Origin of the sequence: Plasticicumulans lactativorans, from assembly GCF_004341245.1 — a bacterium.
Classification (GTDB): domain Bacteria; phylum Pseudomonadota; class Gammaproteobacteria; order Competibacterales; family Competibacteraceae; genus Plasticicumulans_A; species Plasticicumulans_A lactativorans.
Genome location: NZ_SLWY01000007.1, coordinates 30,251 through 52,602, shown reverse-complemented (window position 1 = coordinate 52,602; position 22,352 = coordinate 30,251). Strand labels below are relative to the sequence as shown.

At 71.8% G+C, this 22,352-nt stretch carries 21 protein-coding genes; 9 read left to right on the top strand and 12 right to left on the bottom strand.

What is annotated here, in order from left to right:
- Positions 1–11: 11 nt before the first annotated feature.
- Together EV699_RS07100 and ptsP are read left to right on the top strand one after the other, a co-directional pair.
- Entirely contained in the window at positions 12–608 is a 597-nt protein-coding gene (locus tag EV699_RS07100) for an RNA pyrophosphohydrolase (protein ID WP_132541098.1), read from the top strand.
- A 97-nt stretch (positions 609–705) separates the two neighbouring features.
- A complete protein-coding gene (gene ptsP, locus EV699_RS07095) occupies positions 706–2,979 on the top strand; it encodes a phosphoenolpyruvate--protein phosphotransferase (protein WP_132540689.1) in 2,274 nt (757 codons plus the stop codon).
- A gap of 78 nt (positions 2,980–3,057) precedes the next feature.
- On the opposite strand, the gene dksA is transcribed toward ptsP, so the two are convergent.
- Entirely contained in the window at positions 3,058–3,480 is a 423-nt protein-coding gene (gene dksA, locus EV699_RS07090; RefSeq protein ID WP_132540686.1) for an RNA polymerase-binding protein DksA, read from the bottom strand.
- A gap of 245 nt (positions 3,481–3,725) precedes the next feature.
- Here dksA and phoB point away from each other — a divergent pair, with 245 nt between their 5' ends.
- The 4 genes from phoB (at position 3,726) to EV699_RS07070 (ending at position 7,854) form a co-directional block, all read left to right on the top strand.
- The gene (phoB, locus tag EV699_RS07085; protein ID WP_132540683.1) at positions 3,726–4,418 is read left to right on the top strand and encodes a phosphate regulon transcriptional regulator PhoB; all 693 of its coding nucleotides are present in this window, start codon (positions 3,726–3,728) and stop codon (positions 4,416–4,418) included.
- 3 nt (positions 4,419–4,421) lie between these two features.
- Positions 4,422–5,747, top strand: coding sequence for a phosphate regulon sensor histidine kinase PhoR (gene phoR / locus EV699_RS07080; RefSeq protein WP_243662586.1), 1,326 nt, complete (start codon positions 4,422–4,424; stop codon positions 5,745–5,747).
- Positions 5,747–6,256, top strand: coding sequence for a SixA phosphatase family protein (locus EV699_RS07075; RefSeq protein ID WP_132540680.1), 510 nt, complete (start codon positions 5,747–5,749; stop codon positions 6,254–6,256). Before phoR ends, EV699_RS07075 begins: the two co-directional genes overlap by 1 nt.
- Before the next feature lie 98 nt (positions 6,257–6,354).
- Positions 6,355–7,854, top strand: coding sequence for a Ppx/GppA phosphatase family protein (locus tag EV699_RS07070; protein WP_132540677.1), 1,500 nt, complete (start codon positions 6,355–6,357; stop codon positions 7,852–7,854).
- Between the two features lie 9 nt (positions 7,855–7,863).
- Here EV699_RS07070 and rhlB read toward each other — a convergent pair whose 3' ends face one another.
- A complete protein-coding gene (gene rhlB / locus EV699_RS07065) occupies positions 7,864–9,150 on the bottom strand; it encodes an ATP-dependent RNA helicase RhlB (protein WP_132540674.1) in 1,287 nt (428 codons plus the stop codon).
- Between the two features lie 273 nt (positions 9,151–9,423).
- On the opposite strand from rhlB, the gene trxA reads away from it, so the two are divergent.
- Together trxA and rho are read left to right on the top strand one after the other, a co-directional pair.
- Complete coding sequence (gene trxA / locus EV699_RS07060) at positions 9,424–9,750, top strand: thioredoxin TrxA (RefSeq protein ID WP_132540671.1); 327 nt, start codon at positions 9,424–9,426, stop codon at positions 9,748–9,750.
- 232 nt (positions 9,751–9,982) lie between these two features.
- Positions 9,983–11,239, top strand: a complete 1,257-nt coding sequence (gene rho, locus EV699_RS07055) for a transcription termination factor Rho (RefSeq protein WP_132540667.1) — start codon at positions 9,983–9,985, stop codon at positions 11,237–11,239.
- Positions 11,240–11,305: 66 nt separating this feature from the next.
- On the opposite strand, the gene ddpX is transcribed toward rho, so the two are convergent.
- Genes ddpX through purH form a run of 8 tightly spaced genes read right to left on the bottom strand, consistent with a single transcriptional unit; the run spans position 11,306 to position 19,998 of the window.
- On the bottom strand, positions 11,306–11,866 hold the full coding sequence (gene ddpX, locus EV699_RS07050; protein ID WP_132540664.1) for a D-alanyl-D-alanine dipeptidase: 561 nt from the start codon (positions 11,864–11,866) through the stop codon (positions 11,306–11,308).
- Between the two features lie 17 nt (positions 11,867–11,883).
- Positions 11,884–12,657 carry an ABC transporter ATP-binding protein gene (locus EV699_RS07045; protein ID WP_132540661.1) on the bottom strand — a complete coding sequence of 258 codons (774 nt, stop codon included), beginning with the start codon at positions 12,655–12,657 and terminating at the stop codon, positions 11,884–11,886.
- Entirely contained in the window at positions 12,654–13,508 is an 855-nt protein-coding gene (locus EV699_RS07040) for an ABC transporter ATP-binding protein (RefSeq protein ID WP_132540658.1), read from the bottom strand. Before EV699_RS07040 ends, EV699_RS07045 begins: the two co-directional genes overlap by 4 nt.
- Positions 13,505–14,395, bottom strand: coding sequence for a nickel transporter permease (gene nikC / locus EV699_RS07035; protein WP_132540655.1), 891 nt, complete (start codon positions 14,393–14,395; stop codon positions 13,505–13,507). Before nikC ends, EV699_RS07040 begins: the two co-directional genes overlap by 4 nt.
- On the bottom strand, positions 14,396–15,415 hold the full coding sequence (locus EV699_RS07030) for an ABC transporter permease (RefSeq protein WP_132540652.1): 1,020 nt from the start codon (positions 15,413–15,415) through the stop codon (positions 14,396–14,398).
- Between the two features lie 10 nt (positions 15,416–15,425).
- A complete protein-coding gene (locus EV699_RS07025; protein ID WP_132540649.1) occupies positions 15,426–17,018 on the bottom strand; it encodes an ABC transporter substrate-binding protein in 1,593 nt (530 codons plus the stop codon).
- A gap of 60 nt (positions 17,019–17,078) precedes the next feature.
- Positions 17,079–18,371 (bottom strand): phosphoribosylamine--glycine ligase, encoded by a 1,293-nt coding sequence (purD, locus tag EV699_RS07020; RefSeq protein ID WP_132540646.1) that lies wholly within the window; start codon positions 18,369–18,371, stop codon positions 17,079–17,081.
- A gap of 43 nt (positions 18,372–18,414) precedes the next feature.
- Positions 18,415–19,998, bottom strand: a complete 1,584-nt coding sequence (gene purH, locus EV699_RS07015; protein ID WP_132540643.1) for a bifunctional phosphoribosylaminoimidazolecarboxamide formyltransferase/IMP cyclohydrolase — start codon at positions 19,996–19,998, stop codon at positions 18,415–18,417.
- Positions 19,999–20,113: 115 nt separating this feature from the next.
- On the opposite strand from purH, the gene EV699_RS07010 reads away from it, so the two are divergent.
- Positions 20,114–21,049 carry a prenyltransferase gene (locus EV699_RS07010; protein WP_132540640.1) on the top strand — a complete coding sequence of 312 codons (936 nt, stop codon included), beginning with the start codon at positions 20,114–20,116 and terminating at the stop codon, positions 21,047–21,049.
- Between the two features lie 19 nt (positions 21,050–21,068).
- On the opposite strand, the gene fis is transcribed toward EV699_RS07010, so the two are convergent.
- Entirely contained in the window at positions 21,069–21,326 is a 258-nt protein-coding gene (fis, locus tag EV699_RS07005) for a DNA-binding transcriptional regulator Fis (protein WP_132540637.1), read from the bottom strand.
- Positions 21,323–22,309 carry a tRNA dihydrouridine synthase DusB gene (gene dusB / locus EV699_RS07000; RefSeq protein WP_132540634.1) on the bottom strand — a complete coding sequence of 329 codons (987 nt, stop codon included), beginning with the start codon at positions 22,307–22,309 and terminating at the stop codon, positions 21,323–21,325. The genes fis and dusB overlap by 4 nt, the downstream gene beginning before the upstream one ends.
- Between the last annotated feature and the right edge of the window lie 43 nt (positions 22,310–22,352).

Sequence of the window (22,352 nt, the reverse complement as noted above, 5' to 3'; positions counted from 1 at the left end):
TTGATCATCAAGTGATTGATTCAGAGGGTTTCCGGGCCAACGTCGGTATCATCCTCTGTAACGACGAAGGCCGTTTGTTCTGGGCGCGCCGGATCGGGCAGAAATCATGGCAATTTCCCCAGGGTGGCATCCGGCGTAACGAGTCCCCGCAGGAGGCGATGTTCCGCGAACTGGGCGAAGAGGTGGGCCTGCGTCCGGAACACGTCGAAGTGATGGGCTGCACCAAGGGCTGGCTGCGCTACCGGCTGCCCAAGCGCCTGATCCGGCGCCACAGCCGCCCGACCTGCATCGGGCAGAAACAGGTATGGTTCCTGCTTCGCATGCGTGGCAGCGAAACCGACGTGCACCTCGACTGCTCCGAGCGTCCGGAGTTCGACCACTGGTGCTGGGTCGACTACTGGTACCCGCTGGAGTCGGTGGTGTCGTTCAAGCGCAACGTGTACCTGCGTGCGCTGCGCGAACTGGCGCACCTCGCCTTCGGGGCGACACCGCCCGAACCGCCCGCCGCGGTGCTGGCGCAACTGGTCGGTGCGCAGCGCCCGCTGCCGTGTGCTGCGCTGCCGCCGCCGGCCCCCGGCGGTGAATCCCGCCCCGCGCCGCTGCGCTGAAGCGCGCGCGAGCGCGCGTCCGCCGCTCCGTCGTCACGGGCCGGCGGACGGAGCCGGGCGGCCGCCCGCTTTTTCCGACACTGCGAGGACCGCCGTCATGCTCGACTCCCTGCAGCGCATCGTGCAGGAGGTCAACGTCGCCCACGACCTCGACGAGGCGCTCGAACTCATCGTCGAACGGGTGAAGACGGCGTTGTCGGCCGATGTCTGTTCGGTCTACCTGCTCGACGAGGCCCGCGGCGAGCACGTGCTGATGGCCACCGACGGCCTGCGCCCGGGCGCCGTCGGCCGGGTGCGCATTCCGCTCGGCAAGGGCCTGATCGGCCTGGTCGCGAACCGCGCCGAACCGGTCAATCTCGAGAACGCCCCCGATCACTCCGCCTTCCTGTTCATCGCCGCGACCGGCGAGGCGCCCTACCACGGCTTTCTCGGCGTGCCGATCGTGCGCCGCCGGCGGGCGATGGGCGTGCTGGTGGTGCAGCAGCGCGAGCAGCGCAAGTACACCGACGAGGAGGTGGCCTTCCTGGTCACGCTGGCGGCGCAGCTCGCCGGGTCGATCACCTCGGTCGAGCTGCGCCAGGCGCTCGACCGCATCGACGACCTTGCCGGTACCGTCTTCCTCGAAGGCGTGGCGAGTGCCAAGGGACTCGGCATCGGCCAGGCGGTGGTGATCTTTCCCGACGCCAACCTCGCCTCGGTGCCCGACAAGGTCCTCGCTCCCGAGGCGATTGAGGCCGAGGCGCAGCGCTTCCGCCAGGCGGTGGAGGCCGAGCTCGCCGAACTGCGCCAGCTCGGCGAGCGCCTCGGCAAGATCCTCTCGCCCGGCGACCAGGCGCTGTTCGACGCCTATGCGCTGCTGCTCGGCTCGGAGAGCCTGGTCAACGGCACGCTCGAACGCATCCGCGCCGGCAACTGGGCGCCCGGCGCGCTGCGCGCCACCATCACCGAATACGCCAACGTGTTCGAGGAGATGGACGACGCCTACCTGAGCGGGCGCGCCGCCGATATCCGCGACCTCGGCAACCGCCTGCTCAAGCGCCTGCGCAAGGAGTCGTCGGGCAGCGTGATCGACTATCCCGGCGGCTGCGTGCTGATCGGCGAGGAGATCAACGTCTCGCAACTGCTCGACGTGCCGCCCGAGAAGCTCGCCGGCCTGGTGTCGGTGCGCGGCACCGGTGCCTCGCACGTCGCGCTGCTGGCGCGGGGGCTCGGCATCCCGGCGGTGTTCGGCGTCAGCGGTGCGCCGCTGGCGCGCCTGAACGGGCGCGAGGTGGTGGTCGACGGCTACTCGGCGCGCGTGTGCATCCAGCCGGGGCCGGCGCTGCGCGAGGAGTACGAGAAGATCGCGCGCGCCGAGGCGGAGCTGTCGAAGGGGCTGCAGGAGCTGCGCGACCTGCCGGCGCAGACGCCGGACGGCCACCGCGTGCGCCTGCTCGCCAACTCCGGCCTGTTCGCCGACATCAACGCCGCGCGCGACAGCGGCGCCGAGGGCGTGGGCCTGTACCGCTCGGAGATGCACTTCTTCCTGCGCGACCGCTTCCCCGGCGAGGACGAGCAGACCGCGACCTACGCCCGCGTGCTGGCGAGCATGGCGCCGCGTCCGGTCACCCTGCGCACCCTCGACGTCGGCGGCGACAAGCCCTTGCCGTACTTCCCGATCCAGGAGGAGAACCCGTTCCTCGGCTGGCGCGGCATCCGCATCCTTCTGGACCAGCCGGACATCTTCAAGACGCAGTTGCGGGCGATGCTGCGCGCCGGCGCCGAGACCAAGGCCGACAACCTGTCGATCCTGTTCCCGATGATCACCGTGCTCGCCGAACTGGAGGAGTCGATCGAACTGCTGCGCCTCGCGCACGCCGAACTGGTCGAGGACGGGCTGCCGGTGAGCTTCCCGCGCGTCGGCGTGATGATCGAGGTGCCCTCGGCGGCGTATCAGGTGTCGCTGCTCGCCAGCCGCGTCGATTTCGTCTCGATCGGCAGCAACGACCTGACCCAGTACCTGCTGGCGGTGGACCGCAACAACGACCGCGTCGCCAAGCTCTACGACCACCTCAACCCGGCGGTGCTGGGGGTGATCGAATGGATCGTGCGCCGCGCCCACCAGGCGGCGCGGCCGGTGAGCGTGTGCGGCGAGATGGCCGGCGATCCGGCCTCGGCGCTGCTGCTGATGGGCATGGGCGTCGACAGCCTCAGCATGAGCCTCGGCAACCTGCTCAAGGTGAAGTGGATGGTGCGCAGCATCCCGCTCGCGATGGCGCGTGAACTGCTCGCCGAGGCGCTGACGATGGAGAGCGGCGTGGCCATCCGCGCGCGCCTGCACGAGGTGCTGGAGGCACACGGGATGGGCGGCCTGATCCGGCCGGGCCGCTAGCGGGCACGCGGCAGCCGCCGGCACGCGGGCGGGCATGCCGCCGGCGCCGTGCGGGCGGGGTGGGCGACGACGCGCCGCTCAGGCGGCGCGGCTCTTTTCCTTCTGCTCCTCGACCTGCTTGCAGTCGATGCAGAGTTCGGCGGTGGGCCGCGCTTCGAGCCGGCGCAGGCCGATCTCGCAGCCGCAGTGCTCGCAGAAGCCGTATTCGTCGGCGTCGAGGCGCTTCAGCGACTTCTCGATCTTGTGCAGCAGCTTGCGTTCGCGGTCGCGCGCGCGCAGTTCGATCGAGAACTCCTCTTCCTGACTCGCCCGGTCGTTCGGGTCGGGCAGGTTGAGGGGTTCGTCCTGCATGTGGCTGACGGTGCGCTGGCTTTCTTCCATGAGCTCGCGTTTCCAGGCGAGCAGCAACTGGCGGAAGTGTTCGCGCTGCGCCTCGTTCATGTACTCCTCATCGTCCCGGGGCTGGTAGGGGGCGATGCCGGAGGGGCTGTCGACACTCATGATGAACCTCCCGGTTGCGAAGGCCCGGGCATGCCCGCGGCAGCGGCCCGGAGTCGGCAAAGCGGCCGGATGAGAGCACAAATGACCGGCTGATGGAATGGTAGCCCCGGATATGTCATCACGCGGTAACGAAAGCCCCGCAGCGTCACATGCCGGTCAAACGCCCGTCATCGGATCGACGCGAATTCACGCGGGTGTCATATTCCTTGCCTTTAATGGCGCCGCCATTGCGGGAGCCAGCGACGATGAGTGAAAAGCGCATTCTGATCGTGGAAGACGAACAGCCGATCCGGGAAATGATCAGCTTCGCGCTGGGCAGTGCCGGCTATCAGACCTGCGAGGCGGCCGACGCGCGCCAGGCGCAGACGGTGATCGCCGAGCGCCTGCCGGACCTGATCCTGCTCGACTGGATGCTGCCGGGCGCGAGCGGGCTGGAGTTCGCGCGGCGCCTGAAGAAGGACGAGCTGACCCGCGAGGTCCCGATCATCATGCTCACCGCGCGCGTCGAGGAGGAGGACAAGGTCCAGGGCCTCGAAAGCGGCGCCGACGATTACGTCACCAAGCCGTTCTCGCCGCGCGAGCTCGTCGCCCGCATCAAGGCCGTGCTGCGCCGCGGCGGGCCGCAGGCCGGCGACGAGCCGCTCGAAGCCCGCGGCCTGCGCCTCGACCCGGCGAGCCACCGGGTCACCGCCGGCGACGCCGACGTCGAGATCGGCCCCACCGAGTACCGCCTGCTGGAGTTCTTCATGTCGCACGCCGAGCGCGTGTACTCGCGCTCGCAGCTGCTCGACCGCGTCTGGGGCAGCAACGTCTACGTCGAGGAGCGTACCGTCGACGTGCACATCCGGCGGCTGCGCAAGGCGCTGGAAGGCAGCGGCCACGATGCCCTGATCCAGACCGTGCGCGGCTCCGGCTACCGCTTCTCGACGCGGGTGTGACGCTTGCTCAGCCCGTGGCCGACGACGATCTGGCGCCTGTGCGCGGTGCTGGCGCTGGGGACGGCCGTCGGCGCGGAGTTCGGCGCGGCCTTCGCGGGGTTGTTCGTGGCGATGGCGGCACTGCTCGCGGCGCAACTGCTGTCGCTCTACCGCTTCGAGCGCTGGCTGCGTGACGGCTGCCGCCGCCGCCGTCCCGAGGCGGGAGGCGTCTGGGGCGAGGTCTACTACCACCTGGGGCGGCGGCGGCGGCGGCTGCGCGCCGCCACCCGCGAACTGGTCACCGTGCTGCGCAAGTTCCAGGAGGCTGCCGAAGCCGTGCCGGACGCCGCGGTGGTGCTCGACGAGGACGACGCCGTGCTCTGGTGCAACCAGGCCGCCGAGCGGCTGCTCGGCCTGCGCCGTCCGCAGGACACCGGCAGCCGCATCACCTTTCTGGTGCGGCATCCGAGCTTCGTGCAGTTCCTCGCGCGGCACGACTACCAGGGCGTGTGCGACTTCCCGTCACCGGCCCCCGACGGTCCGCCGCTGTCGCTGCGCGTCAGCCGTTACGGTGGCGGGCGGCGCCTGCTGATCGCCACCGACGTGTCGCGCCTGCACCGCCTGGAGCAGATGCGGCGCGATTTCGTCGCCAACGTCTCGCACGAACTGCGCACGCCGCTCACGGTGATCGGCGGCTACCTCGAGACCCTGCTCGACAGCGACGACGTCTGCGCCAGCCGCTGGCAGCAGCCGCTGCGGCGCATGCAGCAGCAGTCGGCGCGGATGCTGCACATCATCGAGGACCTGCTGATGCTGGCGAAGCTCGAGACCCAGACCGAGCGCCCGTCGCTGCGCCCGGTCGCGGTGCCGGGCATGCTCGCGGCGATCGCCGAGGACGGCATCGCGCTGTCGGGCGAGGCGGGGCACCGGATCAAGACCGAGGTCGACGCCGAGCTCTGGCTGCTGGGCAACGAACAGGAACTACGCAGCGCCTTCTCGAACCTGACCTTCAATGCGGTGCGGCACACGCCCGCGGGTTCGCACATCGTGCTGCGCTGGTACGCCGACGAGCGCGGTGCGCACATGGAGGTGGTCGACGACGGTGACGGCATCGCACCGCACCACCTGCCGCGTCTGACCGAGCGCTTCTACCGCGTCGACCGCGGTCGCGACCGCGAGCATGGCGGCACCGGGCTCGGGCTCGCCATCGTCAAGCACGTGGTCATCCGCCACGGCGGCCAGATGCGGATCGAAAGCCGGGTGGGCGTGGGCAGCACCTTCGCCTGCGACTTCCCGGCACCACTGATCATCGGACGCGGCGGCCGCCGGGCCGCCGCCGGGGAGGGTTGATGAAACTGCTGCTGATTCGCCACGGACTCGCCGAAGACCCCGAGCGCTTCCGGCTCGCCGGCGGCAACGACGCCGAGCGGCCGCTGACCGAGCTCGGCATCCGCCGCCTGCGCAAGGGGGCCAACCGCCTGCGCGCGCTGGTGCCGACGCTCGACGTGCTGGTGTCGAGTCACCTGCTGCGCGCCCGCGAGAGCGCCGACATCGTCGCCCGGGCCTACGGCTACGGCGAGCTGCAGGCGCTCGACGGCCTCGCGCCCGACGATCCGCCGACCATGCTGCTGGCCTGGCTCGCGGCGCAGCCCGCCGGTGCCACCGTCGCGCTGGTCGGGCATCAGCCCCATCTCGGCCGCCTCGCCGGACTGCTGCTGTGTGGCGAGGCGCGCCCGTGCATCGGGCTGCGCAAGGGTGGCGCGGCGCTGATCGAATTCGCCGGGATCGCCGAGGCCGGCTCCGGCGTGCTCGGCTGGCTGCTGACGGCGCGCCAGCTGCGCGGCCTGCGCGCCGCCTGATGCCGCAGCGCGGCGCCGGTACCGGCAGGTGACGCCGGTGCCGAGGCCGCGCCGGCGGGTTCCCTGTTCCACGACCGCCTGCTCCGGAAGCGACCACCATGTCCACCGACTCCTTCGCCGCGATCGATCTCGGCTCGAACAGTTTCCACATGATCGTGGTGCGCACCGGCAACGGCCAGGTGCAGGTGCTCGATCGCCTGCGCGAGATGGTCCAGCTCGCCGCCGGCCTCAACGCCGACAACGTCATCAGCGAAGAGGCGCAGTCCCGCGCGCTCGACTGCCTGGCGCGCTTCGGGCAGCGCATCGGCCACCTGCCGGCGGGGCGGGTGCGCATCGTCGGCACCAACACGCTGCGCCAGGCGCGCAACGGGGCGAGCTTCATCGCCCGCGCCGAAGCGCTGCTGCGCCACCCCGTGGAGATCATCAGCGGTATCGAGGAAGCGCGCCTGATCTACCTCGGGGTGGCGCACACCACGGCCGGCAGCGGCCGCCGGCTGGTCATCGACATCGGCGGCGGCAGCACCGAGCTGATCGTCGGCGAGGCCTTCGAGCCGCAGCGCCTGGAAAGCCTGCACATGGGCTGCGTGAGCATGAGCAAGCGCCACTTCCGCGGCGAGCGCATCCGCGAGGCCGACCTGCGCCGCGCCGAGCTGGCGGTGGGCATGGAGGTCGAGCCGGTGGAGGGGGCCTTCCGCAGCCTGGCCTGGGGCGAGGCCATCGGTGCCTCGGGCAGCATCAAGGCGATCCGCGACGTGGTGGTCGCCGAGGGCTGGTGCGAGGAGGGCATCAGCCGCGAGGCCCTGCGGCGGCTGCGCGCCGAGCTGCTCGACCAGAGCCCGGAGACGCTCGCGGCGCGCTTCGACCTGGAGCGCGAACGTGCCGAGGTGTTCGCCGGCGGTTTCGTCGTGCTCCACGGGGTGTTCGAGGGGCTCGGCATCGAGGCGCTGCGGGTGTCGGACGGGGCGCTGCGCGAGGGGCTGATCTACGACCTGATGGGGCGCGTGCGTCACGAGGACGTGCGCGATCGCAGCGTGACCGCGCTCGCGCATCGCTTCGGCTGCGACGAGGCTCACGGCGCACGCGTGGCCGCGACCGCCGAGCGGCTGCGCGCGCAGGTGGCCGCGGCCTGGGAGCTGGAGGACGCGGACGTCGCCTACTGGCTCGACTGGAGTGCGCGCCTGCACGAAGTGGGGCTGTCGATCGCCCACAGCCAGTACCACAAGCACGGGCACTACATGCTGCTCAACGCCGACCTGCCCGGCTTCTCGCGCAGCGAACAGGCGCTGCTCGCGGCCCTGGTGCGCGGGCACCGGCGCAAGGTGCCGCAGGACGTGTTCGCGACGCTGCCGTCGGCGTCGGCGAGCCCGGAGCTCGCGCTGCGCCTGTGCGTGCTGCTGCGCCTCGCGGTGGTGCTGCATCGCAGCCGTTCGAATCCGCCCCTGCCGGCACTGACGCTGGCGGTCGACGGCCGCGAGCTGCGGCTCGGCTTCGCGCCAGGGTGGCTCGACGATCACCCGTTGACGCGCGTCGACCTGGAGACCGAGGCCGACTACCTCGCCGCCGCCCGCTTCCGGCTGACGCTGGCGAACGGCGACTGAGGCGGCGCCTCAGCCCTCGACCGGGCGGGACGGGCGCCGCCGCGGCGGGCCGCCGGTGCGTCCGCCGCTGCCGGGGCGGGCGCCGTGCGGGCGCGTGCGCTCGCGTTCGATGCGCTTCGGCGGGGCGACCTCGAGCAGCAGGTCTTCGGTGATCGGCTCGACCGGGATCTTCTGGCCGATGTAATCCTCGATGTCCGGCAGCGAGTACACGTACTCCTCACAGGCGAAGCTGATCGCGTCGCCCGAGGCGCCGATGCGCGCGGTGCGGCCGATGCGGTGCACGTAGTCCTCGGCGTCCTGCGGCAGGTCGAAGTTGATCACGTGGCTGACGTCGGGGATGTGCAGGCCGCGCGCGGCGACGTCGGTGGCGACCAGCACCGGCAGCTCGCCGCGCTGGAAGCGCTCGAGCAGGCGCTCGCGCTTGTTCTGCGGGATGTCGCCCGACAGCACGCCGCATTCGTGGCCGTTGCCGAGCAGGTAGCCTTCGACCACCTCGCAGCCGCGCTTGGTGTTGACGAAGACGATGGTGCGCTGTGCCTGATGTTTGTGCAGCACGCCGCAGAGCAGGGCGATCTTGTCTTCCTTCGACACGTGGTAGAGCACCTGCCGGACCTTGTCGGCGGTGATCTGCTCGGATTCGATCTTCACCACCTGCGGGTCGTTCATGTGTTCGTAGGCGAGCTCCATCACGCGCGCCGACAGCGTCGCCGAGAACAACATGTTGATCCGGCTCGCCGGTGGCGGCATGCGCCGCAGCAGGTAACGGATGTCGGAGATGAAGCCGAGGTCGAACATGCGGTCGGCCTCGTCGAGCACGACGACCTCGATGTTCTTCAGCTTGCACACGCCTTGCTTGTAGAAGTCGATGATGCGGCCGGGCGTGCCGATGACGACGTCGACGCCTTCCTCGAGCGCGCGGCGCTGGGCGTCATAGCCGGTGCCGCCGTAGACCGCGCAGAAGCGCAGGCCGGTGTAGCGGCCGAGGTTCTCGGCGTCCTTGTGGATCTGCAGCGCGAGTTCGCGGGTCGGCGCCAGCATGATCGCCCAGGGGCCGGACTGGTCTTCCTCGACCGGCGTGGTCATCAGGTAGTGCAGGGCCGCGAGCAGGAAGGCGGCGGTCTTGCCGGTGCCGGTCTGCGCCTGCCCGGCAAGGTCGTGGCCTTCGAGCGCGAGCGGCAGGGTGGCCGCTTGGATCGGCGTGCAGTGCGTGAAACCGCCGTCTTCGAGGGCTTCCTGGAGACTGTCGTGCAGGGGCAGCGAGGCGAAGGCGGTAGACGTGAGATGGCTGGTTTCCATGGACGTTTTTCGTTATCCCGAGTGGGCGCACAGGAGCGCGGGAGGACGGGAAGCGGGCGGTCGCTGCGGGTAGTTCGAGGCGGCGAGTTGACACGCCCGGCGAACGCCTTGACACTTTCGACGGGCCTTCACCGCCGCCAATCGCCGCTTTTCCCGTCCCGTTCGCGGCGGGATATCCGGAAACGGACCCCCGAGCGAGTCCTCTCTGCGCCGTCGGCCAGCCGATTTCTTCCGCCCGCACTAAACTACTGCCCAATTGTGGAGGCGAATGCCGTGAGTGATCAAATCGTTTATGTGACCGATGCCACCTTCGACGCCGAGGTGCTGCAGGCCGAACTGCCGGTGCTGGTGGATTACTGGGCCGAGTGGTGCGGACCCTGTCGCATGATCGCGCCGATCCTCGACGAGGTGGCCACCGAGTACGCCGGGCGTCTCAAGGTGGTCAAGCTCAACATCGACGACAATCCGGCGACGCCACCGAAGTTCGGCATCCGCGGCATCCCCACGCTGATGATCTTCCGCAACGGCAACGTCGAGGGGCAGAAGGTCGGCGCGCTGTCGAAGTCGCAGCTCACCGCGTTCATCGAGAGCACGATCTGAGCACGACGGATCTGCACGCGCCGGCGTCCGTGCACTCTGGACGCCGGCGCGATGCGCGTGTTAACTTTTTTTGCAATTCCCGGCGCGCCTTCCACTACGCGCCCGATCGCTACGACAACCCGATCGCTACGACAACAAGCCGGACGACCGGTGACCTCCCAGACGCATCTCGCTCCCCCTTCCGTGGGGGGTGATGTCCGGCCATATGCCGCCCGCGCCCGAAGAACTCCACATGAACCTGACCGAACTCAAACGAAAGTCCGCCGCCGAACTCATCGATATCGCACTGAGTCTCGGCCTGGAGGGAATGGCGCGCTCGCGCAAGCAGGACGTGATCTTCGCGATCCTCAAGGCGCACGCCAAGAACGGTGAGGACATCTTCGGCGACGGCGTGCTCGAGATCCTGCAGGACGGCTTCGGCTTCCTGCGCGGGGGCGACAGCTCCTACCTCGCCGGCCCCGACGACATCTACGTCTCGCCGTCGCAGATCCGCCGCTTCAACCTGCGCACCGGCGACACCGTGAGCGGCAAGATCCGGCCGCCGAAGGAAGGCGAGCGCTACTTCGCGCTGCTCAAGGTCAGCGAGATCAACTACGAGCCGCCGGAGAATTCCAAGAACAAGGTTCTGTTCGAGAACCTCACCCCCCTGCACGCGGCCAAGCGCCTCACGCTCGAGCGTGGCAACGGCAGCACCGAAGACATCACCGCCCGCATCATCGACCTCATCGCCCCCATCGGCAAAGGCCAGCGCGGCCTGATCGTCTCCCCGCCCAAGGCCGGCAAGACCGTGATGCTGCAGAACATCGCGCAGAGCATCGCGGCGAACCACCCCGAGTGCTACCTGATCGTCCTGCTGATCGACGAGCGTCCCGAGGAAGTCACCGAGATGCAGCGCACGGTGCGCGGCGAGGTGATCGCCTCGACCTTTGACGAGCCGGCGGCGCGCCACGTGCAGGTGGCCGAGATGGTGATCGAGAAGGCCAAGCGGCTGGTCGAGCACAAGGTCGACGTGGTCATCCTGCTCGATTCCATCACCCGCCTCGCGCGCGCCTACAACACCGTGGTGCCGAGCTCCGGCAAGGTGCTCACCGGCGGCGTCGACGCCAACGCGCTGCACCGCCCCAAGCGCTTCTTCGGTGCCGCGCGCAACATCGAGGAGGGCGGCTCGCTGACCATCGTCGCCACCGCGCTGATCGAGACCGGCTCGCGCATGGACGACGTGATCTACGAGGAGTTCAAGGGCACCGGCAACATGGAGATCCACCTCGACCGGCGCATCTCCGAGAAGCGCATCTTCCCGGCGATCGACATCAACCGTTCGGGCACGCGCCGCGAGGAGCTCCTCACCGAGCCCGACGACCTGCAGAAGATGTGGATCCTGCGCAAGCTGCTGCACCCGATGGACGAACTCCAGGCGATGGAGTTCATCCTCGACCGCCTGAAGAACACCCGCATCAACCGCGAATTCTTCGAGATGATGAAGCGCTAGGCCGCGCCCTCGCGCCGCCCCGCAAAGCCGGCCCCGGGCCGGCTTTTTCGTGCCCGCCGGCGACCTTCAGCGCGGCATGAGGCCGTCGCCGCCGAGCGCGGCATCGCCGAGCAGCGGGTAGCGCGCGGCGTCGGGCAGGTGGTAGTGCCACCACTCGTCGGCATGGTGCTCGAAGCCGGCGAGGCGCATCAGGCCGAGCAGCAGCAGGCGGTTGCGCTGCGCGGCGGGGCTCACCGTGGCGTCGCCGTGCCGGCTCCGGGGGCTGAAGTCATCGAAGGCCGTGCCCATGTCGAGCGTCGTGCCGGCGGCGTCGAGCAGCGTCAGGTCGACCGCGACGCCGCGCGAGTGCGCCGAGCCCTCGGCCGGCGCGGCGACGAAGCCGGGCAGCGGGCAGGCCTCCCACAGCGCCTGCTGCGCCTCGGTGGGGCGGAAGGCGTCGAACAGCCGCAGGCGCAGGCCGAGCGGGCGGGCGAGCGCGATCGCCCGCTGCAGGCAGGCGGCGGCGTCGCGGTGCAGGTAGGCCGCGGCGCGCGCGTAGAGCGGGCGGCCGCAGACGTTGTCGGGCGTGGCGTAGGCGAGCGCGAGGTCGACGTCGAAGGCGGGCGGGGCGATGGCGAGCAGCGGCATGCGGATGTCCGGGGGCGTCAGTCGTCGGCGGCCTGCGCCAGCAGCGCGGCGGCGTGTTCGCGCCGGTACGGGCCGCTCGCCTGCCACAGCGCGCGCGTGTACGGGTGGGTGAACGCGCCGCGCTGCAGGGCGGCGCGGTCGAAGGTTTCGACGATGACGCCCTGGCGCATCACCGCGATGTGCTCGCACAGGTGCGCGACCACGGCGAGGTCGTGGCTGACCAGCACGAGCGTCAGCCGGCGCTCGGCACGCAGCGCCGCCAGCAGGTTGAGGATCTCCGCCTGCACCGAGACGTCGAGCGCCGAGGTCGGCTCGTCGAGCAGCAGCACGCGCGGCTCCAGGATCAGCGCGCGGGCGATCGCCACGCGCTGGCGCTGGCCGCCGGAGAGCTGGTGCGGGTAGCGGTAGCGCAGGCGCGTGCCGAGCCCGACCGCGTCGAGCACGGCGCGGATGCGTGCGTCGCGGCGGTCGAGGCGGTGGATCGCCAGGCATTCGGCGAGCGCGGCGTCGACCGTGTGGCGCGGGTGCAGCGAGCCGTAGGGGTCCTGGAACACCATCTGCACGCGCCGGCGCGCGGCCTTGTCCGGGCGTGCGGCGAGCGCGGCGCCGGCGATCTCGATGCGCCCGCCGCGCTCGCCGTCGAGCCCGGCGAGCGCGCGCAGCACGCTGGACTTGCCCGAACCCGACTCGCCGACCAGGCCGAAGCACGCGCCCTCGGCCACCGTGAAGCTGACGCCGCGCACCGCGGTGAAGTCGCCGAAGCGCACCTCGAGGCCGTCGACGCGGATCACCGCCCGTCCCCATCGAGCCAGGCGGGGTCGCGCGCCAGCACCGGCAGCGTCGCCCGCGGGCGGTCGAGCCGCGGCAGCGCATCGAGCAGGCCGCGCGTGTACGGGTGGCGCGCGGCGTGCAGCCCGGCGGCGGGCAGGGTCTCCAGCACGCGCCCGGCGTACATCACCACCACGCGGTCGCAGAAGTCCGCGACCAGGTTGAGGTCGTGGCTGATGAACGCGAGGCCCATGCCGCGGGCGCCCACCGCGGCATCGAGCAGCGCCAGGATCTGCAGGCGCACGGTGACGTCGAGCGCCGAGGTCGGCTCATCGGCGATCAGCAGCTCCGGCCCGCCCGCCACCATCATCGCGATCATCACGCGCTGGCCCATGCCGCCCGACAGCTCGTGCGGGTAGCTGGCGAACACCCGCGCCGGCTCGCGGATGCGCACCCCGGCGAGGCGTTCGAGCGCGCACTCGCGGGCGGCGCGCGCCGACAGCCCCGGCTCGCGGCAGCGCAGCGCCTCGATGAGCTGCGCGCCGACGCGCATCACCGGGTTCAGCGAGTACTTCGGGTCCTGCATCACCATGGCGATGCGCCGGCCGCGCAGCGCGCGCCAGCCGGCGGCGTCGAGCGTGCGCAGGTCCTGGCCGGCGAAGTGCAGGCGCTCGGCGCGCAGTTGCGCCTGCGCCGGCAGCAGGCCGAGCACCGCGCGCCCGGTCACCGACTTGCCCGAACCGGACTCGCCGACGATGCCGACGCGCTCGCCGCGGGCGATCGCGAGCGTGACGCCGCGCACCGCCGCCACCGGCCCGCGCGGCGTGCGGAAGGCGACCTCCAGCCCGGCGATGTCGAGCAGCGGCGCGTTCATGGCTGGCGCGGGTCCAGCACGTCGCGCAGGCCGTCGCCGAGCAGGTTGAAGCCGAGGCTGACGAGGAAGATCGCGAGCCCCGGCATCGTCGCCACCCACCAGCTGTCGAGCAGCACCTTGCGCCCCGAGGCGATCATCAGCCCCCACTCCGGGCTCGGCGGCTGCGCGCCGAGGCCGAGGAAGCCGAGGCCCGCCGCGGTGACGATGACCCCGGCCATCTCCAGCGTGGCGCGCACGATCACCGACGGCAGGCACAGCGGCAGCACGTGGCGCACGACGATGCGCGCGTGCGAGGCGCCGGCCAGGCGCACCGCGGCGATGTAGTCGGCGCGGCGCAGCAGCAGCGTCTCGGCGCGCGCCAGGCGCGCGTAGGCCGGCCAGGCGGTCAGCGCGATCGCCAGCACCGCGTTGTCGATGCCGGGGCCGAGCGCGGCGACCAGCGCAAGGGCGAGGATCAGCCGCGGGAAGGCGAGGAAGATGTCGGTCAGGCGCATCAGCACGGTGTCGACCCAGCCGCCGGCGTAACCGGCGACGGTGCCGATGGCGAGCCCGAGCGGCACCACGATCGCCACCGTCAGCAGCACGATGCCGAGCGTGATGCGCGCGCCGCAGAGCAGGCGCGAGAGGATGTCGCGGCCGAGCTCGTCGGTGCCGAGCCAGTAGCCCGGCGTCAGCGGTGGACGCAGGCGCAGCTCCAGCACCTGCGCCGCCGGGTCGTGCGGCGCGAGCCACGGGCCGATCGCCGCCAGCAGCATGAGCAGCAGCACCAGGGCGAGGCCGAGCAGCGCCAGCGGGTTGCTGCACAGCCGGCGCCAGCCGAGGTACAGGCGCCCGAGCCGTGCCTGCCACGGCGATGCGGGTTCCTCGGCGAGCAGCCAGGCGCGCATTCAGCGCACCCTCGGGTCGAGCCAGCGGTAGAGCACGTCGGCGAGCAGGTTGAGGCCGACGAAGATCGCCCCGATCACCACGGTGCCGCCGAGCACGGCGTTCATGTCGGCGCTCATCAGCGCCTGCGTCAGGTACGAGCCGAGCCCCGGCCAGGCGAACACGATCTCGGTCAGCACCGAACCTTCGAGCAGGTGGCCGAAGGACAGCGCGATCACCGTCACCAGCGGCACCGCGGCGTTGGCGAGCGCGTGGCGCAGCACCACGCGCCACTCGGCGAGGCCCTTGACGCGCGCGGTGAGCACGTACTCCTGGTGCAGCTGTTCGAGCATGAAGGCGCGCGTCATCCGCGCCAGGTAGGCCATCGAGAAGTAGCCGAGGATGCTCGCCGGCAGCACGATGTGGCGCCAGGCGTCGACCAACACCGCCCATTCGCCGGCGAGCAGGGCGTCGAGCAGCAGCAGCCCGCTGCGCGGCTCGACCAGCCCCTCGTAGGCGAGGTCGAGCCGCCCCGGCCCGGCCACCCAGTCGAGCCGGGCGTAGAACACCAGGAGCCCCATCAGCCCGAACCAGAACACCGGTACCGAGTAGCCGACCAGGCTCGCCACGCGCACCGCGTGGTCGACCCAGGTCCCCTGGCGCAGCGCCGCGATCACCCCCAGCGGCACGCCGCCGAGCACGCCGATCAGCGTGGCCAGCGTGGCGAGTTCGACGGTGGCCGGGAACACCCGCGCGATGTCCTCGGCGACCGGGTTCGAGGTCAGCCGCGAGACGCCGAAGTCGCCCTGCAGCACCTGCCCGAGGTAGCCGAGGAACTGCCGCCACAGCGGCTGGTCGAGCCCGAGTTCGTGCAGCGCCTGGGCGTGGGCGCTGGCGCTGGCGCGGTCGCCGACCAGTGCCAGCGCCGGGTCGATCGGCACCAGCCGGCCGATCACGAAGGTCACCGCGAGCAGGCCGAGGAAGGTCGCGGCGAGTTCGAGCGTGCGGCGCGCGACGGCGCCGGGGAGGCGGGCCGGTCTCATCGGCGGGCGCTCAGCGCTTGACGATCTCGCTGTAGAAGAACTGGTCGTTGATCGGCCCGGTGACGAAGCCCTCGACGCCGCGCCGCTCGGCGAGCGTCAGCACCTTCTGGAACAGGATCACGAACGGCGCGTCGCGGACGAAATCGCGCTGCAGCGCCTCGTAGGCGGCGCGCCGGCGCGCCGGGTCGGGCTCGGCGAGCGCCGCCTCGGTGCGCCGCGTGTAGTCGGGAATGTCCCAGGCGTTGCGCCAGGCCAGCAGGCGGTTGGGGCTGGCGTCGCCGTTGTCCGGGCTCCACGCGAAGCCCTGCGCGTTGCTGTGCGGGTCGATGTAGTCGGGGGCCCAGTAGCCCTGGTAGATGTCGTGCTGACGCGCGCGGTAGCGCGTCAGCGTCTGCTTGTTGTCCGCCACCAGCAGTTCGAGCCTGACGCCGGCCTGGGCGAAGTTCGCCTGCAGGATCTGCGCGAGGTCCTGCCCCGGGTAGCCCTTGCGCACGTCGATGGTCGCGCTGAAGCCGTCGGGGTAGCCGGCCGCCGCCAGCAGGGCCTTGGCCCGCGACGGGTCGAAGCGGTAGGGCAGGTCGTCGATCGCGCCGAAGAAGCCCGCCGGCAGGAAGGTCTGGTGGGGGACGTGGGTCTCACGGAACACGTGGCGGCTGATGCCCTCGTAGTCGACCAGCCACTTCAGCGCCTCGCGCACCGCGGGCTTGGCGAAGGCCGGGTGGCGCGTGTTCAGGCCGAGGTAGAGGAGGTCGGCGGCGGGCACCGTGCGCACCCGCACGTCGGGGTTGGCGCGCAGCGCGGCGAGGTCGTCGGGGCCGAGGTTGCGGGCGATGTCGACGTCGCCCTTCTCCAGCAGCAGGCGCTGCGCGGCGGCCTCGGGCACGTGGCGCAGCACCACGCGCCGCATCGCCGGGTGGTCCTGCCAGTGCCCGGGGAAGGCCTCCAGCGTCAGCGCCTCGCCGGCCCTGAGCGCGACCAGCCTGAACGGCCCGGAGCCGGCCTCGCGGGTCTTCAGCCAGGCGTTGCCGAGGTCACCGTTCACCTCGTTGGCGAGCAGCAGTTCGCGGTCGAGCACCGAGGCGGCCCAGGCCCCCAGGCAGTTGAGCACGAAGGTCGGCGCGTAGCGCTCGCCGGTGACGAGCACCAGCGTCGTGGCGTCGGTGGCGCGGATGCGCTCGGCGACGTTGTCGGCGCTGAAGCCCATCTGCGTCAGCAGGAACGCCGGGCCCTTGTTGAGCCGCACCAGGCGGGCGAGCGACCAGGCGGCGTCGGCGGCCGTCACCTCGCGGCCGGAATGGAAGCGCGCGCCGCGGCGCAGCGTGAAGGTGAAGGTGCGGCCGTCGTCGGCGACGCTCCAGCGCTCGGCGAGCCCCGGCAGAATCTCGCCGGGGCGGCGCGGGTCGGTGCGCACCAGGCGGTCGTAGACGTTGGCGGCGTACTCGATCGGCACCAGCTCGTAGATCTCGGCCGGATCGAGCGAGATGAACTCGTCGAGCATCGCCGCCATCACCACCATGTTCTTCGGCGTGTCGGCCGTCGCCGGCGCGGTGGCGGCGAGGCCGCAGGCGAGGCAGAGGGCGAGCAGGGCACGGCGGATGCGCATCGGGGACGTCCTCGGGCGGGGCGCGCGGCCCGCGGGGGCGCGGGCGCGCCGGGGCGGGGCTCAGCGCCGGGTGCGTTCGCGGGCGATGGCGCGGTAGCCGATGTCGGTGCGGTAGAACATGCCCTGCCAGTGGATGCGCTTGGCGAGGTCGTAGGCGTGGCGCTGGGCATCGGCGACGGTGGCGCCGAGCGCGGTGGCGCACAGCACGCGCCCGCCGTTGGTGACCACCTGGCCGCCGCGCAGCGCGGTGCCGGCGTGGAACACGCAGGCGTCCTCGGTGGCGGCGACCGGCAGGCCGATGATCGCGTCGCCCTTGTCGTAGCTGTCGGGGTAGCCGCCGGCGGCCATCACCACGCCGAGCGCCGGGCGCGGGTCCCAGTCGGCCTCGATCTCGCCCAGGCGGCCTTCGAGCGCGGTCTCGCACAGGTCCACCAGGTCGGAGCGCAGCCGCATCATCACCGGCTGGCACTCCGGGTCGCCGAAGCGGCAGTTGAACTCCACCACGCGCGGGCTGCCGTCGGCGGCGATCATCAGCCCGGCGTAGAGGAAGCCGACGAAGGGCGTGCCCTCGGCGGCCATGCCGCGCACCGTCGGCAGGATGATCTCGTCCATCACCCGCGCGTGCACCGCCGGCGTCACCACCGGCGCCGGCGAGTACGAGCCCATGCCGCCGGTGTTGGGGCCGCGGTCGCCGTTGTCGCGGGCCTTGTGGTCCTGGCTCGTCGCCATCGGCAGCACGTGGGTGCCGTCGCTGATGACGATGAAGCTCGCTTCCTCGCCTTCCATGAAGTCCTCGATCACCACGCGGTGACCGGCCCGGCCGAAGGCGTTGCCGGCCAGCATGTCGCGCACCGCCGTTTCCGCCTCGGCCGGGGTGCGGGCGATGATCACGCCCTTGCCGGCGGCGAGCCCGTCGGCCTTGATCACGATCGGCGTGTCGCGCTCGGCGAGGTAGGCGAGCGCCGGCTCGACCTCGGTGAAGGTCCGGTAGGCGGCGGTGGGGATGTCGTGGCGGGCGAGGAAGTCCTTGGTGAAGGACTTCGAGCCTTCGAGCTGCGCCGCCGCCTTGCTCGGCCCGAAGCAGCGCAGGCCGGCGGCGGCGAAGGTGTCGACCACGCCCAGCACCAGCGGCGCCTCGGGGCCGACGATGGTCAGGTCGACGTGGTTGGCCTGCGCGAAGCTCGTCAGCTCGGCGATGTCGGTGGCCGCGATCGGCACGTTGTGCACCTTGGGCTCGCCCGCGGTGCCGGCGTTGCCGGGGGCGACGAACACGTTCTTGACGCGCTCGCTCTGCGCGACCTTCCACGCCAGCGCGTGCTCGCGGCCACCGCCGCCGATGATCAGGACGTTCATGGGTAGGGCTCTCGCTGTTCGGGGGGACGGGGCGCGGCCGCGCTCAGTGCCGGAAATGTCGCATGCCGGTGAACACCATCGCCATGCCGTGGGCGTCGGCGGCCTCGATCACCTCGGCGTCGCGCATCGAGCCGCCGGGCTGGATCACCGCGGTGATGCCGGCGGCGGCGGCGGCGTCGATGCCGTCGCGGAAGGGGAAGAAGGCATCGCTCGCCATCACCGAGCCCGGCACCGTCAGGCCCTCGTCGGCGGCCTTGATGCCGGCGATCTTCGCCGAGTACACGCGGCTCATCTGCCCGGCGCCGATGCCGATGGTCTGGCGGTTCTTCGCGTAGACGATGGCGTTGGACTTGACGAACTTCGCCACCTTCCAGGCGAACACCAGGTCGTGCAGCTCGGCTTCGGTCGGCGCGCGCGCGGTGACCACCCTGAGGTCGGCGACGTCGATCATGCCGGTGTCGCGCTCCTGCACCAGCAGGCCGCCGTTGACGCGCTTCCAGTCGAGCCCGGCGGCGCGCGCGCTGCCCCACTCGCCGCACGCGAGCACGCGCACGTTCTGCTTGGCGGCGGTCACCGCGAGCGCCTCGGCCGACACCCGCGGCGCGATGATCACCTCGACGAACTGGCGCTCGACGATGGCGCGCGCGGTGGCGGCGTCGAGCTCGCGGTTGAAGGCGATGATGCCGCCGAAGGCGCTGGTCGGGTCGGTCGCGTAGGCGAGCTCATAGGCCGCGCGGATGCCGCCCTCGGGGCTCACCGCGACGCCGCAGGGGTTGGCGTGCTTGACGATCACGCAGGCGGGCTTGACGAAGCTCTTCACGCATTCGAGCGCCGCGTCGGTGTCGGCGACGTTGTTGAAGCTGAGCGCCTTGCCCTGCAGCTGCCGCGCGGTCGCCACGCAGGCCTCGGCCGGGGCCGGCTCGACGTAGAAGGCGGCGCGCTGGTGCGGGTTCTCGCCGTAGCGCATGGTCTGCGCGAGGCGCAGCTGCGCGTTGAAGGTGCGCGGGAACTGCGCATCGGCGCCGGCGGTGCGGGTGCCGAGGTAGTTCGCGATCATGCCGTCGTAGCGCGCGGTGTGCTCGAAGGTCTTCACCGCCAGCGCGAAGCGCGTGGCGTGGCCGAGCGCCCCGTCGTTGTCGCGCAGCTCCGCGAGCACCGCGGCGTAGTCCGCGGCGTCGACCAGCACCGCCACGCCGGCGTGGTTCTTCGCCGCCGAGCGCAGCATGGTCGGGCCGCCGATGTCGATGTTCTCGATCGCCGCTTCCAGCGTGCAGCCGGGGTTGGCGACGGTCGCCTCGAACGGGTAGAGGTTGACCACCACCATGTCGATCGGCGCGATGCCGTGCGCGGCCATCACCGCGTCGTCGACGCCGCGCCGGCCGAGCAGGCCGCCGTGGATCTTCGGGTGCAGGGTCTTGACGCGGCCGTCCATCATCTCGGGGAAGCCGGTGTAGTCGGCCACCTCGGTCACCGCGAGTCCGCTGTCGGCGAGCAGCCGGGCGGTGCCGCCGGTCGACAGCAGTTCGACGCCGAAGGCGGCGAGGCCGTGCGCGAGGTCGACGATGCCGGTCTTGTCGGAAACGCTGAGCAGCGCGCGGCGGATGCGGAGGGAGTCGGGTGCGGTCATCGGTGGTGAGTCCGTGCAGCGGGGCGGGAAAAAAGGCGCGCAGTATAGCGGATGCGTCGCCGCCGCCGCAGGATGCGCGCCGGCGCCCTTCCCGATGTGCCAAGGAGTTGCACCCATGCCCAGGCCCCCCGTCGAACCCAGCCCGGCCGACGCCGGCCCGCTGCCGCTGCGCTACCTGCGCGCCACCCGCCTGCCGTTCCTGAGCGTCACGCTGTTCGCCTGCCTGATCGGCTTCGGCACGGCGGCGCAGGCCGGGGCGCTGCAGCCCGGCCCGGCACTGTTCACGCTCGCGCTCGCGCTCGTCTGCCACGCCGCCGTCAACGTGCTGAACGACTACTACGACGCCCTCAACGGCAGCGATGCCGCCAACACCGAGCGCGTGTTCCCGTACACCGGCGGCTCGCGCTGCATCCAGAACGGCGTGCTGAGCCTGCGCCAGACGCGCGACTTCGGCTTAGCGCTGCTCGCGCTGACGGTGCTCGGCGGCCTCGCGCTGCTGGCGCGGGCGCCGGGCCTGCTCGGCATCGGGCTGATCGGCGTGCTGGCCGGCTGGGCCTATTCGGCGCCGCCGCTGGCGCTGAACGCCCGCGGTCTCGGCGAGGCGGCGGTGGCGCTGTGCTTCGCGCTGGTGGCGGTGGGTGCCGATGCGGTGCAGCGCGGCGTGCCGGCCGCCGGGCCGCTGCTCGCCGCCGCCGGCTACGGCGTGGCGGTGACCGCGATCCTCTACATCAACCAGTTCCCCGACTGGCGTGCCGACGCTGCCGCCGGCAAGCGCCACTGGGTGGTGCGGCTGGGGCCGCAGCGCGCGGCGGGGCTGTTCGTGCCGCTGCTCGCCGTCGCCTACGCGCTGCAGGCGCTGGCGATCCTCAGCGGCGCGCTGCCGCCGCTCGCCGCGGCGGTGCTGGGGCTGCTGCCGCTGTGGCGGCGGGCGGCGCGTGAGCTCGCCGCCCATGCGGGCGCGCCGGGCCGGCTCGCCGCGGGCATCCAGGCGACCATCCTCGCCGCCAACCTGTTCGGCCTGCTGACCGCCGCCGCGCTCGCCTTCGGCTGAGCGGCGGGCGCTGCCGGCCTCACTCCAGCCCGTAGTGGCGCAGCTTCTTGCGCAGCGTGCTGCGGTTGAGGCCGAGCACCTCGGCGGCGCGGGTCTGGTTGCCGCGGGTGATCGCCATCACCGCTTCGAGCAGGGGCCGCTCGACCTCCTGGAGCACGAACTGGTAGAGGTCGCGCGGCAGTTCGCCGTCGAGCTGGCGAAAGTAGTCTTGCAGCGCGGCCTGCACCTGCATGCGCAAGGGCACGCAGGTGGCCGGCTCTCGGTCGGGCGCGGTCATGCGGCGAGTGGCTCCTGCTGTTCGAGTTGCGCCAGGTAGCGGGCGGTGGCGGCGAACTGCTCCCGCGCGGTGTCGAGGCGGTTGACGTGTTCGCGGAAGCCGTCCGCCTGCGCCCTGCCGGCGCAGTACCAGCCGAGGTGCTTGCGCGCGATGCGCACGCCGCGCTCGGCGCCGTAGAAGGTATAGAGCGCTGCGAGGTGGCCGAGCAGCCATTCGCGCACCTGCGCCGCCGAAGGCTCGGGCAGGTGCCCGCCGCTGGCGAGGTGGTGGGCGATCGCGGCGAAGAGCCACGGCCGCCCCTGCGCGGCGCGGCCGATCATCACCGCGTCGGCGCCGGTGTGTTCGAGCACGGCGCGCGCCTGTGCGGGGCTGGTGATGTCGCCGTTGGCGATCACCGGGATGCGCACCGCGGCCTTGATCGCGCGGATCGTGTCGTACTCGGCGCTGCCGCGGAAGGCGCAGGCGCGGGTGCGGCCGTGCACCGCCAGCGCGGCGATGCCGGCCTGCTCGGCGAGGCGGGCGATCGCCACGCCGTTGCGCTGCTGCGGCGACCAGCCGGTGCGGATCTTCAGCGTCACCGGCACCGCGACCGCGGCCACCACGGCCTCGAGGATGCGCGCGACCAGTGCCTCGTCCTGCAGCAGCGCCGAGCCGGCGGCGACGTTGCAGACCTTCTTCGCCGGGCAGCCCATGTTGATGTCGATGATCTCGGCGCCGCGCTCGACGTTGGCGCGTGCCGCCGCGGCGAGCTGTGCCGGGTCGGCGCCGGCGATCTGCACGCTGCGCGGGCTCGCCTCGCCGCTGTGGTCGAGGCGCAGGCGGGACTTGTCGGTGTTCCACAGTCGGGTGTCGGCGGTGACCATCTCCGACACCGCGAGCCCGGCGCCGAGCTGCCGGCACAGCTGCCGGAACGGCCGGTCGGTGACCCCCGCCATCGGCGCGAGCACGACGGGCGCGGGCAGGGCGTAGGGGCCGATGCGCATGGCGGGGCGGGACCGGGTGGGAAAGGGGGAGGGCGATGATACG

Coding starts and splice junctions, on each gene's coding strand:
- fis (WP_132540637.1), bottom strand. CDS start 21,326: ATGACCGCGCCCGACCGAGAGCCGGCCACCTGCGTGCCCTTGCGCATG.
- dksA (WP_132540686.1), bottom strand. CDS start 3,480: ATGAGTGTCGACAGCCCCTCCGGCATCGCCCCCTACCAGCCCCGGGAC.
- EV699_RS07040 (WP_132540658.1), bottom strand. CDS start 13,508: ATGAACGCGCCGCTGCTCGACATCGCCGGGCTGGAGGTCGCCTTCCGC.
- ptsP (WP_132540689.1), top strand. CDS start 706: ATGCTCGACTCCCTGCAGCGCATCGTGCAGGAGGTCAACGTCGCCCAC.
- EV699_RS07075 (WP_132540680.1), top strand. CDS start 5,747: ATGAAACTGCTGCTGATTCGCCACGGACTCGCCGAAGACCCCGAGCGC.
- purD (WP_132540646.1), bottom strand. CDS start 18,371: ATGAACGTCCTGATCATCGGCGGCGGTGGCCGCGAGCACGCGCTGGCG.
- dusB (WP_132540634.1), bottom strand. CDS start 22,309: ATGCGCATCGGCCCCTACGCCCTGCCCGCGCCCGTCGTGCTCGCGCCG.
- rho (WP_132540667.1), top strand. CDS start 9,983: ATGAACCTGACCGAACTCAAACGAAAGTCCGCCGCCGAACTCATCGAT.
- purH (WP_132540643.1), bottom strand. CDS start 19,998: ATGACCGCACCCGACTCCCTCCGCATCCGCCGCGCGCTGCTCAGCGTT.
- nikC (WP_132540655.1), bottom strand. CDS start 14,395: ATGCGCGCCTGGCTGCTCGCCGAGGAACCCGCATCGCCGTGGCAGGCA.
- EV699_RS07030 (WP_132540652.1), bottom strand. CDS start 15,415: ATGAGACCGGCCCGCCTCCCCGGCGCCGTCGCGCGCCGCACGCTCGAA.
- EV699_RS07010 (WP_132540640.1), top strand. CDS start 20,114: ATGCCCAGGCCCCCCGTCGAACCCAGCCCGGCCGACGCCGGCCCGCTG.
- EV699_RS07070 (WP_132540677.1), top strand. CDS start 6,355: ATGTCCACCGACTCCTTCGCCGCGATCGATCTCGGCTCGAACAGTTTC.
- EV699_RS07025 (WP_132540649.1), bottom strand. CDS start 17,018: ATGCGCATCCGCCGTGCCCTGCTCGCCCTCTGCCTCGCCTGCGGCCTC.
- ddpX (WP_132540664.1), bottom strand. CDS start 11,866: ATGCCGCTGCTCGCCATCGCCCCGCCCGCCTTCGACGTCGACCTCGCG.
- phoB (WP_132540683.1), top strand. CDS start 3,726: ATGAGTGAAAAGCGCATTCTGATCGTGGAAGACGAACAGCCGATCCGG.
- rhlB (WP_132540674.1), bottom strand. CDS start 9,150: ATGGAAACCAGCCATCTCACGTCTACCGCCTTCGCCTCGCTGCCCCTG.